Origin of the sequence: Cupriavidus pauculus (genome assembly GCF_022179805.1) — a bacterium.
GTDB classification, from domain to species: domain Bacteria; phylum Pseudomonadota; class Gammaproteobacteria; order Burkholderiales; family Burkholderiaceae; genus Cupriavidus; species Cupriavidus pauculus_E.
Genome location: NZ_BPUO01000007.1, coordinates 441002 through 458398, shown reverse-complemented (window position 1 = coordinate 458398; position 17397 = coordinate 441002). Strand labels below are relative to the sequence as shown.

The following is a 17397-nucleotide window of genomic DNA, read 5'->3' as shown; positions in this document are numbered from 1 at the left end:
GCCGTTCCGACGTCCGTTCCGACGTCCGACCCCATGATGGCTGCCCCGACGCTGCCGCGCCGGCTGTTGGCCGAAGCACTGGGTACGGCCTTGCTGGTGGCGATCGTGGTGGGTTCGGGCATCCGCGCCGAGCGGCTGGCGGCCGGCGACACCGCGCTGGCCCTGCTCTGCAACGCGCTGGCCACGGGAACTGGCCTGGTGGCGCTGCTCGTGTCGCTGGGTCCGGTATCGGGCGGGCATTTCAACCCCGTGGTCAGCCTGTCGCACCTGGTGCAGGGGCGGCTGTCGGCGCGTGAGGCCTTGGGCTATGTGCTGGTGCAGTTCACGGGCGCAGTGCTGGGCGTCATGGCAGCGCATGCGATGTTCGGCCTGCCGGCACTGACGATGTCGACCCAGGCGCGCACTGGCGCCCCCATGTGGTGGAGTGAGTGCCTGGCGACGTTCGGGCTGATCGGGCTGGCCATGGCCACGGGACGCTATCGCCCGGCGCTGGTGCCGGCCGTGGTCGCCTCGTATATCACTGCCGGCTACTGGTTCACGTCGTCGACGTCATTCGCAAACCCGGCCCTGACCCTGGCCTGCGCGCTGACCGATACGTTCACGGGTATTCGTATGATCGATATTCCTGCGTTTATTCTGGCTCAGATATTTGGTGCGATGAATGCCACGCTGGTATTCCACTGGCTGTGCCGGCCTTTGGCACGGACTACGCCGGCCACCGCCGCACCCCGATGGAAAGGCCGCGCCCGGCTTACCAGCGTCGATTGAGCTGGACGCCGAAGATCGAGCCGCTGGTTTGCGATGACCACGCGTCAGCCGGCGCGGCGAACGTGATGCCGTCCACGTCGTTGGCGCGGCTGTAGGTGTAGAACGCGCGCAGATTGGCGTTGCCGGTGGACTTGCCGAGCGTCAGCGTCGGCGCCACGGTGAACGCGGTGCGCTGGCCACCGACGCCAAACCCTGACGAGATCTGGTCGTGCGCCACTTCAAAGCTCAGCTTGAACTGGTCGTTGGCCACGAAGGCCGGGCGCACGCGCGTGGCGGCCCATTGCAGCGTGCCAATGCCGGAGCGGTCCAGCTGCAGGCTCGATTCCACCGAACCCGCCAGGCCCGAGCGGCCCTTCCACTCCATCGATTCCGACACGCGCACACGTGACAGGTCGTTGCCCATGCCCGAATAACCGGTCATGGCCATGCGCGACCCCTGCCCGTACTGCACGCCCAGCCGGTTGGTGCCAAACAGCACGCCCTTCTGCTCGTGCATGGCCGATGCCCACCAGGCGCTGCCGGTGTCCTCGATTTGCGACAGCGGCTCGACGCGCGTGAAGCCAACCCGTACCGAACCCTTGTCGTTGGTGTCGATCGGGGCGGTCAGCACCGAGTGATAGCTGGGAAGCTTGGCGCCATTTACGTCGTTACGCGCGGTGTATTGATAACTCAGTCCGAAATCGCCGACTTTGGCGTTGTCGACACCGAAACGCATTGACGACGAGTTCGGCGGCAGCAGGCCCGACGACATCAGGAACGGATTGCTGTCGCGGCGCCCGGCCCAGACGCTGGCGCCATCGAGCACGGACATGCCGGACAGCCCGCTGACCGACGTATAGAAGTTCGGTACCAGTGCGTACGGATCCACTGCAGCAGCATTGCCGTTGACCGACGTGGCGTTGGTGCCCTTGGCCTGGGCCACGAGCTGGACATGCGCGCCACCGCCGATGTCGGCCACCGATTCGCGAATCTTGACCTCGCCCGAACTGGTACATGCCAGCCCCTGGCCAAACCCGGCCGACGGCGTGCCGCCCCCGGGGCAGGCCCGCTGGGTGCCCGAGCGGTCTTCCACGGCGGCGCGGCCGCTATAGCCCAGGCGCCACACCGATTCCCCGGCCAGGTCGTCGGCCGGCAACTGCGAACGCAGCACGGGCGGTGCGTCGGACGGAGTTTCCTGCGCGATATCGGCATCTTCTGTGCTGCGGGCGGTCGGTTGCGGCGCAGCCTGCATGGCTGGGAATTCGCCAAGACGATGGGGGAACAGCACCACGGGCGGGGGTGGCGGAGGCGGCGGCGCCAGCGAATCGGGCGGGCCGACGAAATCCGGGTTGGCATCGACCGGCACCTGGGCGACCGTTGTGGCGCCGTCTGCGTTGGCCGGACCGGCCTCGGGTGTCTGGGAAGCCACGGCATTGGCGGCAGGTGCGGCTGCCCTGGTTTCGGCTGCGTCGGCGGCGGAGGCCGACTGGATCAGGTCAGCCAGCGGATCAGTGGCGGCAGCGGCAGGTACGGCGGCAGGTGCAGTGGCAGGTACGGCGCCGGCGGCCACGGCCGAGGTGACATGCTGGGTCGCGCTTTCCGCGATCAGGGGCGGCGGCACTACCGAATTGCCGGCCTGCGCGCAGGCGCCCACCCCCCAGGCGGCCAGGACGGCAAAGACGAGGCGGCGACGGGCGAACGGGCGAGAGGGAGGCAGAACGGATTGCAGCATGGAAACAACAGGGCCGGCGTGGACAAACTCCGGAGGGGAGGGCTCAGTTTTTATCAGGCGAACTTTTGGACCGCAAGCCGGGTTACAAAATCCCGCCGGATCGTCACAAAGCGTTGGAAAAGCGTGTGAATTCCCACATTGCGAAACCTTCCAGGCGCCGTTTGGCACCCTTTTGGCGCGCCCGCCGGTCTCGGGCCAAAACCGTTGCGGAAGTGCCTAAAGCCTAGCGAAAACCCCCATCCCGCGGGAAAGCCGTGCGCAAAACGCCACCGCTATAATCGTCCGACCTGTCTTTCGCACGGCACATAGCGGTTGCAATGGCGGTTGCAAGGCAGTCCCGCATACATATCTATAAATAGAGGAGATTTCCATGGAACGTCGTTCCTTCCTGTTGAAGGCTTCGGCTGTAGCAGCCACCGGTGCGCTTGCAGCCTGCGGCAAGGAAGACAAGCCCGCCGCCCCCGCCGCGTCGGCCAGCGCCCCGGGCGCGCCCGCGGTGATCGGCAGCAACCCGGCCGTGGAATGGCGCCTGGCGTCGAGCTTCCCGAAGTCGCTGGACACCATCTACGGCGCGGCCGAACTGCTGAGCCAGCGTGTGAAGGAACTGACGGACGGCAAGTTCAACATCAAGGTGTTTGCCGCCGGTGAAATCGTGCCGGGGCTGCAGGTGCTGGACGCCGTGCAGAACCAGACCGTGCAGATCGGCCACACGGCCGGCTACTACTACTTTGGCAAGAACCCGACGCTGTGCTTCGACACGACGATTCCGTTCGGCCTGACCGCACGCCAGCAGAACGCCTGGATGATGCAGGGCAACGGCATGAAGCTGATGCGCGAGTTCTTCAAGGAATACAACGTCGTCAACTTCATGGGCGGCAACACCTGCGCCCAGATGGGCGGCTGGTTCCGCAAGGAAATCAAGACCGTGGCCGACCTGCAAGGCCTGAAGTACCGCGTGGCCGGGTTTGCCGGCGTGGTGCTGTCGCGCCTGGGCGTGGTGCCGCAGCAGATCGCTGGCGGCGACATCTACCCCGCGCTGGAAAAGGGCACGATCGACGCCGCTGAATGGGTGGGTCCGTACGACGACGAAAAGCTCGGCTTCTACAAGGTGGCCCCGTACTACTACTACCCGGGCTGGTGGGAAGGCAGCGCGCAGCTGTCGTTCTACGCATCGCAACCCGAGTACGACAAGCTGCCGCAGCTGTACAAGCGCGCGCTGGAAACGGCCACCATCGAGGCCCACACGAACATGATGGCCAAGTACGACACCGTGAACCCGCAGGCGCTGGCCCGTCTGCTGGAAAACGGCGTGAAGCTGCGTCCGTTCTCGAAGGAGATCATGGACGCGTGCTTCAAGGCCACGCAGGACGCGTACGCCGAGGAAAGCGCCAAGAACGCATCGTTCAAGAAGATCTTCGACGACTGGCGCGTATTCCGCAACAACGAGGCCGCCTGGTTCAACGTGGCCGAGCAGGCCTTCTCGCAGTACAGCTTCGCACGCAAGCTGTAAGCGAATCGCCGCCATCGCGGCGCGGGATCTGACTGGAACACCCTGCGGCCTTCGGGTCGCAGGGTGTTTTTGTTTGCGCAGCGTCAGGACAGGGTAGCTCGCGGACTCCTATTCTGTTGGGCGGTTGAAACTGTCCGCGCGTTGAATGGGCATCAAGCATATCCACCTGGCCGTTACCGTTCTGTTAGCGCTGACGTTGGGCGGCGCGGGCCTGGAGCGGTATCTGACTTCCGATACCCGTGTCGCCGCAGACAGCCGGCTCGTGGCCGAGTGGCGTCTGGCCGACGATCTGCATCTCTATGTGACGGAGTGGCAAGGCGGCAACGCCACCACATCGTCGGTCTATCGCTCCTACCTGACGAGCGGCACGGACGGGACTGCTGGCGCCGATCTGGTCAAGGCCCTCTCGCGGCAGGACCCTGTGCTGATGGCCGACAACCAGGAAGCTTCGGTGCGGATGGAAGGCGGCCGGGTCGTGCTGGCACTGAGCGGCCGCGTCTACCGGTTCAGGAATGTCGTCTATATGGATAACGGCCCAGGGCAGTTACCCAGGAAGCTCGAACTGACAGCCCGATTCGATACGAGGGACACCCCGAACCCCGATTAGCCGTTGCCGGTAGAATCCGCCCCACAACCGGACATCTACCCGGGAAAATTCCCAATGCAACTCGGCATTCTCTACGCGCTCCTGGCGTACATCATCTGGGGGCTGCTGCCCCTCTATATCAAATCCCTGCATGGCGTGGCGCCGCTGGAAATCCTGCTCCACCGCATGGTGTGGTCGCTGGTATTCCTGGGTGCGATCCTGCTGTGGCGGCGCCATTTTGGCTGGCTGCGCGAGGTGGCGGCCAATCCACGGCTGATCCTGAACTTCGCGGCCAGCGCGGGACTGCTGTGCTGCAACTGGTTCCTCTATATCTGGGCGGTCTCGGCCGACCGGGTGGTCGATGCCAGCCTGGGGTACTTCATCAACCCGCTGTTCAGCGTGCTGCTGGGCGTATTGCTGCTGCACGAGCGGCTGCGCCCGGTGCAGTGGGTGTCGATTGCCATCGCCGCCGCCGGGGTGCTCTGGCTGACCTGGTCGGCGGGGCAACTGCCTTGGATCGCACTGGGGCTGGCGGCGTCGTTCGGTGGCTACGGCCTGCTGCGCAAGACCGGCGCGTTGGGGGCGCTGGAAGGCCTGTCGCTGGAAACGCTGATCCTGTTCCCTGTGGCTGCAGCGGCCCTGGGGTTCCTGGTCATGACTGGCCAGGACACCACGCGCAGCGCAGCGACGGGTACGCAGATCCTGCTGCTGCTCGCCGGTCCGGTCACCGCTGTGCCGCTGCTGTTCTTCGCGGCCGGTGCCCGCCGGATTCCGCTGTCGCTGCTGGGCCTGCTCCAGTACGCCGGGCCGACCATCCAGCTGATTCTCGGCATCTGGCTCTATCACGAGCCGTTCCCGGCACAGAAGCAGATCGGCTATGCGCTGATCTGGATCTCGCTGGCGATCTATGCGGTGGAGGGTTTGCTGGTCAGCCACCTGGCGCAGAAGCGAGTCATCGATACGAAAAATGAAACTGCGGAAATTTGACGGATGATTATTTTTACAGGGAATAATCTAGACGATCCGGTGCCTGTTTCGTAATTCAGGGCGCCGCACTATACTGTACGTTTGTACAGTATCAAGACGCCCTTTCCTCTTTTATGTCTCCCACCGGCGCCCGGCGCATTGCCCATCTCGACATGGACGCGTTCTACGCGTCGGTGGAATTGCTGCGCTACCCCGATCTGCGCGGCCATGCCGTGGTGATTGGTGGCGGCCGGAACGCCGTGCCGGAAGTCCTGCCCGATGGCTCGCGGCGCTACGCCAGGCTGCGCGACTACGTGGGCCGGGGCGTGGTGACCACGTCGACCTACGAGGCTCGGGCCCTGGGCGTGTTCTCGGCCATGGGCATGATGAAGGCTGCCAAGCTGGCACCCGATGCCTTCCTGCTGCCGACCGACTTCGACGCGTACCGCCGCTACTCGGGACTGTTCAAGGCAGCCGTCAGAGAATTCACGGGACAAATAGAAGACCGTGGTATCGATGAGATATATATCGATATGACTGATATCGAGGGCGAGCCGCACGATGTGGCGGGCCGTATCAAGGCTGCGGTCCATGAGGCCACGGGGCTTACCTGCTCGATTTGCGTGGCGCCGAACAAGCTGCTGGCCAAGATCGGCTCCGAGCTCGACAAGCCGAATGGCCTGACCATCCTGACGCCGGCCGACATCCCCACGCGCATCTGGCCGCTGCCGGCCCGCAAGGTCAACGGCATCGGGCCGAAGGCGGCCGAGAAGCTGCAGGCCATCGGCATCGATACCGTGGGTGACCTGGCCGAAGCCGACCTGGCGCTGCTGCAGGCCCATTTTGGCCGCAACTATGCCGGCTGGCTGGTGGAAGTGGCGCAAGGCCGCGACGAGCGCCAGGTGGTGGTCAGCTCCGAGCCCAAGTCGATGAGCCGCGAAACCACGTTCGAGCGCGACCTGCACCCGCGCGCCGACCGGCCGGTGCTGTCCGAGCAATTCACGAAGCTTTGCATGCGCGTGGCCGACGACCTGCGGCGCAAAGGCTATGTGGGTCGCACGGTGGGCATCAAGCTGCGCTTTGACGACTTTCGCACGGTCACGCGCGATCTGACGATGACCGCCCATACCGCAGATGGCGCGGCGATTCGGCGCGGCGCCACCGAATGCCTGAAGCGCATTCCACTGGAGCGGCGTATCCGGCTGCTCGGGGTCCGGGTCAGCGCCCTGCTGCCGGCCGCCGAACAGGGTGACGATCCGGCGCCGGTGCAGGAAGAGTTTCATTTCGACGACGATCCGGAAGGCTGAGCGCCGGGCACCTGGCGCGGCAATGCCCCTGCGCCAAACGTCCCTATCTAGCTCCCGGTAGAATCGGCCGCTTCCATGGGCGTCGACCGATAAGCGCCCTGCCCCCGCTTCCGCCCCATGACCACCACCTCCTCCGCCCAACGCGCCGCCGCGCCCGCCGCCTGGATCACGCCCTTGCTGGCCGTGGCCGCCGGCATGATCGTCGCCAACCTGTACTACGCGCAGCCGCTGATCGGACCGATCGCGCACGCGTTGCAGCTGTCGCCGGAAATCGCCGGCCTGATCGTGACGCTGGTGCAGATCGGCTATTGCCTGGGGCTGCTGCTGCTGGTGCCGCTGGGTGACATCGTCGAAAACCGCCGGCTCGTGCTGGTGCTGGTAGGCGGCTGCGCGGTGGCCCTGCTGGCCGCGGCACTGGCTACGCACGCCAGCGTATTCCTGATTGCAGGCTGCGCGATCGGGCTGTGCTCGGTGGCCGTGCAGGTGCTGGTGCCGTTCGCGGCGCACCTGGCGCCCGAGCACGCGCGCGGACGCGCGGTGGGCAACGTCACCAGCGGACTGCTGATGGGCATCATGCTGGCGCGCCCGGTATCGAGCCTGGTGTCCAGCCTGTTCGGCTGGCATGCGATTTTTGCCGCATCGGCCGTGGCCATGGTGCTGCTTGGCATCGTGCTGGCCAGCAAGCTGCCGCAGCGGCATCCGGCGCCTGGTCTGCACTACGCCGAGATGCTCCGCTCGATGGGCCATCTGCTGCGTACCCAGCCAATACTGCGCCGCCGCGCGGCGTACCAGGCCGCGATGTTCGGTGTCTTCAGCCTGTTCTGGACCACCACGCCGCTGTACCTGGCCGGCCCCGCATTCCGGATGTCGCAGACCGGCATTGCCATCTTCGCGCTGGTTGGCGTGGTGGGCGCGATTGCCGCGCCCATGGCAGGCCGCTATGCCGACCGTGGGCACACCCGGCAGATGACCGCGCTGGCCCTGGCGCTGGGCGCGGGTTCGTTCCTGCTGAGCCGCCTGGGTGACGAGGGGTCGCTGCTGTCGTTGCTGTCTCTGACCGTTGCGGCCATCCTGCTGGACTTCGCGGTATCGACCAACCTCGTGATCGGCCAGCGCGCGATCCTGTCGCTGTCAGACCACCATCGCAGCCGGCTCAACGGCCTGTACATGGCCATCTTCTTCGTAGGCGGTGCGATCGGGTCGACGGCCGGCGCCTGGGCCTATGCGCGCGGCGGCTGGCCGCTGGCGAGCTGGATCGGCTTTGCGCTGCCGGCCGTGGCCCTGCTCTACTTCCGTACCGAGCGTCACTGATTAGCGATATACGGCCCGGCGCCGGTGCGCCTGACATGCGTCAGGCGGCCGGGATAGCTAGCGTCTCGTGGCTGTTCTACACTGTGCCGGCCGATACCGACGAGACGGCGAGCGAAGTCGCAGGATAGTCGTCGCACTGTCCGCCCCACGGGCGGGCCTTGCCGGGGAGACCTTCGATGTCATGGCGCAAGATGCTGCCGGGGCCGCGCTGGCTGCCGCGTGCAGCGCTCATGCACCCGCAGCGGGTAGTGGTGGTGGGATTTGCCATCGCCATGGTGCTGATGTTCATCGTCGGCGTGCGGGACCTGTACCTGCTGCGCGAACGCGTGCTGTATTCGCGCCAGCACGAACTGGCATTGCGCGCGCTGGGCGTGGAAGCGGTGTTTTCCGCCGAACGCTTCAAGCTGGTCTTCTTGCGCGACTACGCGCAGCAACTGATCACGATCCAGGAGCGCGGCGAGGCCCAGACCGATCCGGCGATCGAACAGGCGTTCCTGGCGCGCAACGAGCCCATCTGGCAGATGCCGGTACCGCTGGGCGACGCCCCGGTGGTGGGCGTGTCTCCCGATACGCTCAAGAACCTGAGCGGCTTCGAGCGCCGCGATGCCGACCTGCGCGCCGACCTGTACGCGGCCAAGCAGCTCAGCCACCTGCTGGGCCTCAGTCACCGCAGCGACGGATCGAGCGCCGAGGGCAATGTCAGCTTCATCTCGAGCAACGGCCTGTACGTGACCTACCCCACGATGGCACCCGAGAAGGCGCCCGCGCTGATTCGCCGCTTCAACGACATCGCCTACTACCGTGACATGCTGCCCGACCGCGACGTCTCGCGCGAGATTCGCTGGACGCCAGTCTATACACAGTTCGAAAGCACCCAGAAACGCACCACGCTGGCGATTCCGCTTTACGTGGCGCAGCGGTTCCGGGGCGTGGTGGCGCTCGATGTCGAACTGCCGCGCCTGCGCGAGCTGATCGGATCGCCCGACGACACGTACTCGCGATACCTGCTGGACCGGCATGGCGTCATCATCGCGTCAAACCAGCACAACGTCCGCGTGGATCTGCGCTGGCCCGACCATGTCGGGCCCAAATGGCGCAGCGTCTCGCTGCCGGACCTGTTCAAGGCCGGCGAGGGCATGCGCCACGTGGGCGGGGAGTATCTGTTCTTCCAGCGCGTGGGACAGCAGGGCAACTGGCTGCTGGTCGATACGCTCAGCGATGGCGACCTGCTGCTTGCCATTCTCCAGCGCACCAGCGCGCCGCTGCTGGCCATCTGGCTGGGGCTGCCGCTGCTGATGTTCGTCACGCTGCGCGTGGTGACGCTGCTGTTCGGCCACTACCTGGCCGCAGGCGCCAAGCTGCAGATGCTGGCCGATACCGACCCGCTCACGAAGCTGGCCAATCGCCGGCATTTTGGCGAGCAGTTCCGCAAGGAATCGGGCCGGCGCCGGCGCGATGGCGGGCCGATGTCGATGCTGATGGTCGACATCGATTTCTTCAAGCGTGTGAACGACACCTGGGGCCATGCCAGCGGCGACAACGTACTGGTGGCACTGGCCGCCGTGCTGCGTGGCAACCTGCGCGAGATCGATCTGCCCGCGCGGCTTGGCGGCGAGGAATTCGCGGTGCTGCTGCCCGGCACCTCGCTGGCCGATGCCACGACGACGGCCGAGCGGCTGCGCGTGGCTGTGCAGGCCGCGTTGGTGGAACCCGCGGCCGATGCGCCGCCGCCCGGGGCGGGCGACGGACGCATTCGCTTCACTGTATCGATTGGCGTCGCAGAAGCCGTGACCGACGATTGCCCGACACTCGACGCCATGTTGGCGACGGCCGACCGCCGTCTATATGCCGCCAAGCAAGCGGGTCGAAACCAGGTGCACGCGGCTGATGCGCCGGACGGCAATACTGCGGCGCCGCCAATCCCGGGACAAGGCAGTTCATGACCGACTCCTCGGACGCTTAACGCAACAGGAAAGCGATGTCGTCGGCCGTGATGACCGACACCGGAATGCCCTTGCGGCGCTGGAACAGGATGTGTTGCTGCACGCGGCTGCGCTGCTCGGCAAACGTGGCGGGATCGATCGCCATGCCGGCGCGCGCGTAATGCTGTACCAGCAGCTTGTAGGCCCGATGGCGAATCTGCAGCGTCTCGTTGTCGGCACGCAGGCGCTGCCATTCGGCGGGACTCAGGTCGAGCGTGTGATTGAGTTCGTCGACGGTGCGCGCATGCAGGTCGCGGTACATGTCGCGCTCGGCTTCGGCGCGATGCAGTTCGTCGCGCAACGCCATGATCTTGTGCTGCAGCTTGAGCGTCTGCCCCACTGCCGCCTGCATGCCCTTGGCCGCTTCCAGCGCCTGGTTGGCGGCGGCGACCGTGCTCTTCCACAGGCCGCGATCGGCCCCTGCCTCGAATTCCGGCGGCCAGCCGTCCGACGCCTTGATCGTTGTATCCATGATTGACCCCTGAGACATCTTATTTGTCTGCTGCACCCAAACTACCCGAAAAAACTTCCCAAAAAATTCCCGAACTGGCCGTCGCATCGTTGTGCGACGGTCCATGTCATTGCACTGCCGGCTGGCCTGTCCGCGCCGAAGTCTGTGCGGCAGGCAACCGAGGTCAATCGTAGTGAGATGTCAGACGTGCGCCAAGTCAAAGATGTGCAGATCAGATCTGGCGCCCCTGTCGATGCCAAAAAACGACAGCGTGCCCGACGTGCGCCACGGCAGACAAAGCAGACAACACCACGTAAACCCCGACGCAGAAGCTGTCGTTTTGACAGGGTTTTGACAGTTTCGCGCTTCTAGAATCCGTGCCATGGCTGGTTGCTGTACCTGCATGGTCCGGAGACCGCAGCCAGATTCGAACGCACACCCAAAACATTCCAATAAGACAGGAGACACGCGATGCCTCGCACGCTTGCCCGCTTTACCCATGTCTTCGCCGCTTCGGCCGCACTGGCCGCAGCAGTGGTGGCTGCCCCCGCCTATGCCGTCGACAGCCTCAAGGTGATGATCGGCGCCAACCCCGGCGGCGGCTACGACCAGACCGGCCGCTCGATCGGCGCGGCCATGGTGGCTGCCGGCACGGCCAAGACGGCGTCCTACGACAACAAGGGCGGCGCGGGTGGCACCATCGGCCTCACGCAGTTCGTGAACACCGACAAGGGCAACCCCAACGCGATGATCGTGACCGGTGCGGTGATGGTGGGCGCCATCGAGACCAACCATCCGCCGGTGACGCTCAAGAACGCCACGCCGATCGCACGCCTGTTCGCCGACACGATGGTCATCACGGTACCGGCCAGCTCGCCGATCAAGTCCATGAAGGACCTGACCACGCAGCTCAAGGCCAATCCGGGCAGCGTCAGCTGGGGCGGTGGCTCGAAGGGTTCGATCGACCACATCCTGGCCGGCCTGATCGCCAAGGACATCGGCGTGGATCCGAAGAAGATCAACTACGTGCCGTTCCAGGGCGGCGGCGAGGCCTCGGCGTCGATTCTCGGCGGTCATGTGACCGTGGGCATCGCCGGCGTCTCCGAATTCCTGCCGTTCATCAAGACCGGCAAGATGCGCGCGCTGGCCGTGACGTCGAAGGACCGCACCGCCGATATCCCGACGCTGAAGGAACAGGGTATCAACGTGGAGATCTACAACTGGCGCGGCGTGTACGGCGCGCCCGGCATCACCGCCGACCAGCGCAAGGCGCTGATCGACGCCGTGGTGAAGGGCACCGAGAACAAGGTCTGGAAGGACGCGCTGCAGAAGAACGACTGGACGCCGTTCCTGCTGACCGGCGACGAGTTCGGCAAGTTCGTCGATGCGGAATCCGCGCGCCTGGGCGCGACGCTGCGCGAACTGGGCGTGGCGAAGTAAGTAGCAAGTATCGGCCCGGGCAGTCGTCAGGCAAGCCCCGGGCAAATCAGTTTCAACCTGTCGTCTCCCGCCCCGCCGCCGGCCTGATCCGGTGGTGTGGAGGACGGCACGGGGCACCGGTGCCGCCACCTGCGTGACACCGAAAAACATACCTATATCGTCACCGGGCCCCGTGACCGCGCGGGTGGGCAGGATCATCCGAGAGCCCCACCATGAAGCCATCCCACGTCTCCATCGGCGTCGCCGTCCTGGCGGTGTCCGTATTCTTCTTCGCCGGCATACCGGGCATTTCGGGCGACGAGGGCTATGCCGGCCTGTCGCCACGCTTCGTGCCCACGCTGGTCGCCATCGGCCTGGCCGTGTGCGGCGCGCTGCTGCTGTGGCAAGGGCTGCGCGGCGGCTTCAGGAACATGCCCGAGGAAGATGCCGAGCTGCCAGCGGCTCCGCACAACTTCAAGGGTTTCCTGTGGGTGGCGCTCGGGCTGATTGCCAACATGGCGCTGATCGGCACGCTGGGCTTCGTGTTCTCGTCCACGCTGATGATGGTGTGCGTGGCGCGCGGCTATGGCAGCCGCCGTATCGTGCGCGATGCGCTGATCGGCCTGCTGCTGACGGTGCCGATGTGGGCACTGTTCGATTTCCTGCTTGGCATCAATTTGCCTCTGCTGCCCGTCGCGGGCTTCTGATCCCAATGCCCCACGGGAGGTACTGACATGGATACCCTGAACCAACTGATGCACGGCTTTGCCGTGGCCATCACGCCAATCAACCTGATGTGGGCCCTGGTGGGCTGCTTCCTTGGCACCGCCATCGGCGTGCTGCCAGGCATCGGGCCGGCCCTGACCGTGGCGATGCTGCTGCCGCTGACGGCCAAGGTGGAACCCACCGCTGCGCTGATCATGTTCGCCGGCATCTACTACGGTGCGATGTACGGTGGCTCGACCACATCGATCCTGATGAACACGCCCGGCGAGTCGTCGACGATGGTCACCGCGATGGAAGGCAACCTGATGGCCAAGAACGGCCGTGCAGGCCCCGCGCTGGCCACCGCCGCAATCGGCTCGTTCGTGGCCGGCACGATCGCCACGGTGCTGCTGTCGATGTTCGCACCGGTGGCGGCCGACGTGGCGCTGCAGTTCGGCCCGGGCGAGTATTTCATGATCATGCTGCTGGCCTTCACGACCGTGTCGGCCGTGCTCGGTTCGTCGCTGCTGCGTGGCATGACCGCCCTGTTCCTGGGCCTGGGCATCGGCCTGATCGGCATGGACTCGCTGTCGGGCCAGACGCGCTACTCGATGAACGTGCAGGAGCTCTACGACGGCGTGGATATCGTCGTGGTGGCCGTGGGCCTGTTCGCGGTGGGCGAGGCGCTGTTCAACGCGTTCTTCCCGCAGCCAGACGGCACGTTCAACAAGCTCAGTTCGGTGCACATGAACCGCTCGGACTGGAAGCGATCGATCCCGGCGTGGATTCGCGGCACGTTCATCGGCTTTCCGTTCGGCCTGATCCCGGCCGGCGGTGCCGAGATTCCGACGTTCCTGTCGTACGCCACCGAGAAGAAGCTGTCCAACCACAAGGAAGAATTCGGCAAGGTGGGCGCCATCGAAGGTGTGGCCGGCCCCGAGGCCGCCAACAACGCCGCGGTGACCGCGACGCTGGCCCCGCTGCTGACGCTGGGTATCCCCACCTCGAACACCACGGCCATCCTGCTGGCGGCATTCCAGAACTACAACCTGCAGCCGGGTCCGATGCTGTTCCAGACATCGGGCGACCTGGTCTGGGGTCTGCTGGCGTCGCTGTACATCGGCAACGTGATGCTGCTGGTGCTGAACCTGCCCGCGATCGGGCTGTGGGTGCGCATGCTGCGCGTGCCGACCCCGCTGCTCTATGGCGGCATCCTGATCTTCGCCGGCCTCGGTGCGTATGGCATCCGCCAGTCGTGGTTCGACCTGCTGCTGCTGTTCGTGATCGGCCTGCTGGGCATGGCGATGCGCCGCTTCGACTTTCCCACCGCGCCGGTGATCGTCGGCCTGATCCTGGGTCCGATCGCCGAGAAGCAACTGCGCAATGCGCTGTCGATTGGCCAGGGCGACTGGAGCCTGTTTGTCAAGCAGCCGATCTCGGCCACGATCCTGGCCATGACGGTGGGCGTGGTGGTGATCCCGCGCCTGCTGCGCTGGCATGCCAACCGCTCCAGCGCACGCGCCGAAGCCGACAACGCCGCATAACTCCGCCGGTTCCTCCCCTCTCCCGCCACGCGGGAGAGCGGCCGGGGGAGAGGGCCAGCGCCTCAAAACGCGACATCGGCTCCGCAATCACTCCCCCGCCCCACCCCCAGAAAATCATAACCGTCCCACCCCTGTATCATTGGCGCAAACAAATGCGCGCCGAGGAGACCGGGACGTGCCTGCCAATTCCTTCACCGTAGCCGACATCGACGCCACGCTAGAACGCGTGCTGGCCCCCTGGGTGCGTCAGCTTGGCTTGCGGGCCCACGCCGTCGATGCCGATGGCGTCACGCTTTGCCTGCCGTTCCAGGAAGCTTTCCGCCACGCCGGTGGCGTGGTGTGCGGCCAGGTGCTGATGTCGGCGGCGGACACGGCAATGATCGTTGCGATCTCGGCCGCACTCGGTGAATTCCGTCCGATGACCACGGTCACGCTGACCACCAACTTCATGCGCCCCGTGATCGACAGCGACGTGCTGGTGCGCGCCAACGTGCTGCGCCTGGGCAAGACCGTGGTGTTCGGCGAGATCGAATTGACCGGCCAGGATGGCAAGCTCGCCGTACAAGCCACCACGACCTACGCCCTGCTTTGAATGCCGTGATGCCGATGTCCGCTCCCGTACCCCAGCCCTTCGACCAGATCGTCTTCGCCGGCGGCGGAAACCGCTGCTGGTGGCAAGCCGGCTGGTGGGATACCGTGGCGCCCGAACTGCAACTGCGTCCGCGCGTGATTGCCGGCATTTCGGCCGGCGCCGCCACCGCGTGCATGGTCTACGCGCATGACTCGCGCGAGACCATGGCCTACTACCGCGAGGTGCTGGCGAATAATTCGCGCAATGTTCATTGGGGCAACCTGCTGCGCCGCGAGCGCGTGTTTCCGCACTACGGCATCTATCGCACCGCCCTGCTCTCGCTGTTCGGCAACAACCGCCTGCACCGGCTGCAGCAGGCGCCGGAGATCCGCATCGGCGTGGCCCATATTCCGCGCTGGACGGGTCCACGGCTGGCCGTGGCGGCGGGACTGCTGGCGTACAACATCGACAAGCATCTGCTCAAGACGCTGCATCCACGGCTGGGCCGCAAGCTCGGCTTCCATCCGGAATTCGTGCTCGCGCAAGATTGCCGCTCGCCCGAGGATCTGGCGGACCTGCTGCTGCAGTCGGCATCGACGCCGCCGTTCACGCCGGTGCTGCGACGCGGTGGGCGCGCGGTGCTCGATGGCGGGCTGGTCGACAACGTGCCCGTGGACGCGCTGGACGACACGCCGGGCAATGTACTGGTACTGGTGACGCGGATGTATCCACGGCCACGTCGCTTCATCATCGAGGCGGGCGGCCAGCGCCGCCTGTATCTGCAACCATCGCAACGCGTGCCGATTTCGAGCTGGGACTACACCCGTCCCGAAGCGATGACGCATGCGTATGACCTGGGCCAGCGCGACGCGGAAACGTTCTTGCGCGAATGGCCCGCGATCCAGCAGGATCTCTTGCCGGCGTCATAGCGGAAAACGCGCCACCACGGCGCCGGTCGATCGTTCGGCATGCGGCCATTGCGCCGCGCTCAGGCAAGGAGGCATGAATGACAAAGCGTCAGGCATCAACCGAAATCGCCAACCAGGCACCGGCCAGGAAACCGCGCCGCCGCGCCAGCGAGGCCAGCGCGGAACCCGTGGTCGAACGCGTGCCACGCAAGCGCGATGTGCGACCCAAGGGGCGACAGGCCGACTTCGTCGTCATCGGCGCGGGGTCGGGCGGCGTGGCCGCGGCGCGGCGGGCGGCCGCGCACGGTGCGAAGGTGATCCTGGTGGAGCGTGACGCCATTGGCGGCACCTGCGTCAATCGCGGCTGCGTGCCGAAGAAGATGCTGTCCTATGGCGCGGGATGGGCATCGATCTTGTCCACATGCCTGTCGCACACCGGCGGCAAGGAAGACTGGCGCGACGCGATCGTGCGCGTGAACGCCGAGGTGGCGCGGCTCAATGCGTCGTACAAGCAGCGGCTCAACGAAGCCGGTGTCGAGATCTGGCATGGCACGGCACAGTTCAATGAAGTCGGAGACATTGTTGTCGGCAACGAGGTGATCCGCGCCGGCAAGACGCTGATCGCCACGGGCGCGAGCCCCATCGACCTGCCGGTGCCCGGCGGCGAGCTGGTCAGTTCTTCCGATGACGTGTTCACGTGGCAAACCGTGCCGGGTTCCATCGTCGTGATCGGCGGCGGATACATCGCCGTGGAGATGGCCTCGATCCTGTCACGCTACGGCGTGAAGGTGGACCTGCTGGTGCGCGAGGACCGACTGCTGCCGAAGTTCGACCACGACATCTCCGCCGCGCTCGCCGAGGCACTCGTGGCCAAGGGCATACGCATTCATTTCCGCGCGGAAGTCACGATGGTGTCGCAGTCGAACGGCGCGTTCGACGTGTGCTACACGCAGGAAGACAATCGCGGCCGCACGCAGACCGTACGCGCCCAGGCGGCACTGGCGGCCATCGGCCGCAAGGCCAACGTCGACGGCCTGAACCTCGATGCGCTGGGCGTGGAACGCGACAAGAAGGGCGCCATCAAGGTGGATCGCCAGTTCCGCAGCAACGTCAGGTCGGTGCATGCGATTGGCGATTGCATGGCCGGCAACATACACCTGACACCGGTGGCCGTTGCCCAGGGCCGCTGGCTCGCGGACCGCCTGTTCGGCCGACGCGGCGACCTTGCCGATTTCGATTTCATCCCTACAGCCGTATTCTGCGAACCGGCTATCGGCGTCGTCGGCCTGACGGAGCAACAGGCCATCGAAGCCGCCGACGGCAAGACTGACCGCGTACGCACCGAGATCAAGCGCTTCGTATCGCTGGAAAACCGCTTCGGCGGCATGCCGACGCAGTCAGTATTCAAGATCGTATTCAACGCCCGCAACGACCGCGTGCTGGGCGTGCACTTAATGGACGGCGCCGCCCCCGAGATCGTCCAGACGCTAGCGCTGGCCCTGCGGCTAGGCGTGAAGGCATCGCACCTGAAGACGACGATGCCGCTGCATCCGACGGTGGCGGAGGAGTTGTTTGGGTAGGGGGAGTGACCGGTGGCCGACGCCACCGAGAGGGCTAAAGGAGAGCCCAAAAACAAAAACGGACGCCAAAGCGTCCGT

Annotated in this window: 15 protein-coding genes; 13 read left to right on the top strand and 2 right to left on the bottom strand. The window is 65.7% G+C overall.

Annotated features, from left to right (window positions below):
- Positions 1-33: 33 nt before the first annotated feature.
- Positions 34-768: an aquaporin gene (locus tag MFF62_RS17380; protein WP_238264358.1), complete on the top strand. Its 735-nt coding sequence runs from the start codon at positions 34-36 to the stop codon at positions 766-768.
- On the opposite strand, the gene MFF62_RS17375 is transcribed toward MFF62_RS17380, so the two are convergent.
- A complete protein-coding gene (locus MFF62_RS17375; RefSeq protein WP_238264357.1) occupies positions 752-2479 on the bottom strand; it encodes a carbohydrate porin in 1728 nt (575 codons plus the stop codon). The two genes, MFF62_RS17380 and MFF62_RS17375, sit on opposite strands and share 17 nt — an antisense overlap.
- 370 nt (positions 2480-2849) lie before the next feature.
- Between MFF62_RS17375 and MFF62_RS17370 the strand changes: the two genes are divergently transcribed.
- The 6 genes from MFF62_RS17370 to MFF62_RS17345 all read left to right on the top strand — a co-directional run bounded on the left by MFF62_RS17370 (position 2850) and on the right by MFF62_RS17345 (position 10102).
- Entirely contained in the window at positions 2850-3989 is a 1140-nt protein-coding gene (locus MFF62_RS17370; protein WP_238264356.1) for a TRAP transporter substrate-binding protein, read from the top strand.
- Positions 3990-4134: 145 nt separating this feature from the next.
- On the top strand, positions 4135-4596 hold the full coding sequence (locus tag MFF62_RS17365) for a hypothetical protein (RefSeq protein ID WP_238264355.1): 462 nt from the start codon (positions 4135-4137) through the stop codon (positions 4594-4596).
- A 54-nt stretch (positions 4597-4650) separates the two neighbouring features.
- Positions 4651-5562 carry an EamA family transporter RarD gene (gene rarD, locus MFF62_RS17360; RefSeq protein WP_238264354.1) on the top strand — a complete coding sequence of 304 codons (912 nt, stop codon included), beginning with the start codon at positions 4651-4653 and terminating at the stop codon, positions 5560-5562.
- A 113-nt stretch (positions 5563-5675) separates the two neighbouring features.
- On the top strand, positions 5676-6848 hold the full coding sequence (gene dinB, locus MFF62_RS17355) for a DNA polymerase IV (protein ID WP_238264353.1): 1173 nt from the start codon (positions 5676-5678) through the stop codon (positions 6846-6848).
- Positions 6849-6965: 117 nt separating this feature from the next.
- The gene (locus MFF62_RS17350) at positions 6966-8159 is read left to right on the top strand and encodes an MFS transporter (RefSeq protein ID WP_238264352.1); all 1194 of its coding nucleotides are present in this window, start codon (positions 6966-6968) and stop codon (positions 8157-8159) included.
- Between the two features lie 176 nt (positions 8160-8335).
- Entirely contained in the window at positions 8336-10102 is a 1767-nt protein-coding gene (locus tag MFF62_RS17345) for a diguanylate cyclase (RefSeq protein ID WP_238264351.1), read from the top strand.
- A 16-nt stretch (positions 10103-10118) separates the two neighbouring features.
- Here the strand turns inward: MFF62_RS17345 and MFF62_RS17340 are convergent, their stop codons facing one another.
- Entirely contained in the window at positions 10119-10613 is a 495-nt protein-coding gene (locus MFF62_RS17340) for a hypothetical protein (RefSeq protein ID WP_238264350.1), read from the bottom strand.
- A 450-nt stretch (positions 10614-11063) separates the two neighbouring features.
- Here MFF62_RS17340 and MFF62_RS17335 point away from each other — a divergent pair, with 450 nt between their 5' ends.
- The 6 genes from MFF62_RS17335 to MFF62_RS17310 all read left to right on the top strand — a co-directional run bounded on the left by MFF62_RS17335 (position 11064) and on the right by MFF62_RS17310 (position 17319).
- On the top strand, positions 11064-12032 hold the full coding sequence (locus MFF62_RS17335) for a Bug family tripartite tricarboxylate transporter substrate binding protein (protein ID WP_238264349.1): 969 nt from the start codon (positions 11064-11066) through the stop codon (positions 12030-12032).
- A 212-nt stretch (positions 12033-12244) separates the two neighbouring features.
- Positions 12245-12718, top strand: a complete 474-nt coding sequence (locus tag MFF62_RS17330; RefSeq protein WP_238264348.1) for a tripartite tricarboxylate transporter TctB family protein — start codon at positions 12245-12247, stop codon at positions 12716-12718.
- 27 nt (positions 12719-12745) lie between these two features.
- Positions 12746-14260, top strand: a complete 1515-nt coding sequence (locus MFF62_RS17325) for a tripartite tricarboxylate transporter permease (RefSeq protein WP_238264347.1) — start codon at positions 12746-12748, stop codon at positions 14258-14260.
- A 175-nt stretch (positions 14261-14435) separates the two neighbouring features.
- Positions 14436-14852, top strand: coding sequence for a PaaI family thioesterase (locus tag MFF62_RS17320; protein ID WP_238264346.1), 417 nt, complete (start codon positions 14436-14438; stop codon positions 14850-14852).
- Between the two features lie 14 nt (positions 14853-14866).
- Positions 14867-15760 (top strand): patatin-like phospholipase family protein, encoded by an 894-nt coding sequence (locus MFF62_RS17315; RefSeq protein WP_238264345.1) that lies wholly within the window; start codon positions 14867-14869, stop codon positions 15758-15760.
- A 77-nt stretch (positions 15761-15837) separates the two neighbouring features.
- Entirely contained in the window at positions 15838-17319 is a 1482-nt protein-coding gene (locus tag MFF62_RS17310; RefSeq protein ID WP_238264344.1) for a dihydrolipoyl dehydrogenase family protein, read from the top strand.
- Positions 17320-17397 lie beyond the last annotated feature (78 nt).

Excerpts from the sequence above, each read along its gene's own strand:
- MFF62_RS17380 (WP_238264358.1), top strand. The coding sequence starts at position 34 with ATGATGGCTGCCCCGACGCTGCCGCGCCGGCTGTTGGCCGAAGCACTG.
- MFF62_RS17375 (WP_238264357.1), bottom strand. The coding sequence starts at position 2,479 with ATGCTGCAATCCGTTCTGCCTCCCTCTCGCCCGTTCGCCCGTCGCCGC.
- MFF62_RS17370 (WP_238264356.1), top strand. The coding sequence starts at position 2,850 with ATGGAACGTCGTTCCTTCCTGTTGAAGGCTTCGGCTGTAGCAGCCACC.
- MFF62_RS17365 (WP_238264355.1), top strand. The coding sequence starts at position 4,135 with ATGGGCATCAAGCATATCCACCTGGCCGTTACCGTTCTGTTAGCGCTG.
- rarD (WP_238264354.1), top strand. The coding sequence starts at position 4,651 with ATGCAACTCGGCATTCTCTACGCGCTCCTGGCGTACATCATCTGGGGG.
- dinB (WP_238264353.1), top strand. The coding sequence starts at position 5,676 with ATGTCTCCCACCGGCGCCCGGCGCATTGCCCATCTCGACATGGACGCG.
- MFF62_RS17350 (WP_238264352.1), top strand. The coding sequence starts at position 6,966 with ATGACCACCACCTCCTCCGCCCAACGCGCCGCCGCGCCCGCCGCCTGG.
- MFF62_RS17345 (WP_238264351.1), top strand. The coding sequence starts at position 8,336 with ATGTCATGGCGCAAGATGCTGCCGGGGCCGCGCTGGCTGCCGCGTGCA.
- MFF62_RS17340 (WP_238264350.1), bottom strand. The coding sequence starts at position 10,613 with ATGGATACAACGATCAAGGCGTCGGACGGCTGGCCGCCGGAATTCGAG.
- MFF62_RS17335 (WP_238264349.1), top strand. The coding sequence starts at position 11,064 with ATGCCTCGCACGCTTGCCCGCTTTACCCATGTCTTCGCCGCTTCGGCC.
- MFF62_RS17330 (WP_238264348.1), top strand. The coding sequence starts at position 12,245 with ATGAAGCCATCCCACGTCTCCATCGGCGTCGCCGTCCTGGCGGTGTCC.
- MFF62_RS17325 (WP_238264347.1), top strand. The coding sequence starts at position 12,746 with ATGGATACCCTGAACCAACTGATGCACGGCTTTGCCGTGGCCATCACG.
- MFF62_RS17315 (WP_238264345.1), top strand. The coding sequence starts at position 14,867 with ATGTCCGCTCCCGTACCCCAGCCCTTCGACCAGATCGTCTTCGCCGGC.
- MFF62_RS17310 (WP_238264344.1), top strand. The coding sequence starts at position 15,838 with ATGACAAAGCGTCAGGCATCAACCGAAATCGCCAACCAGGCACCGGCC.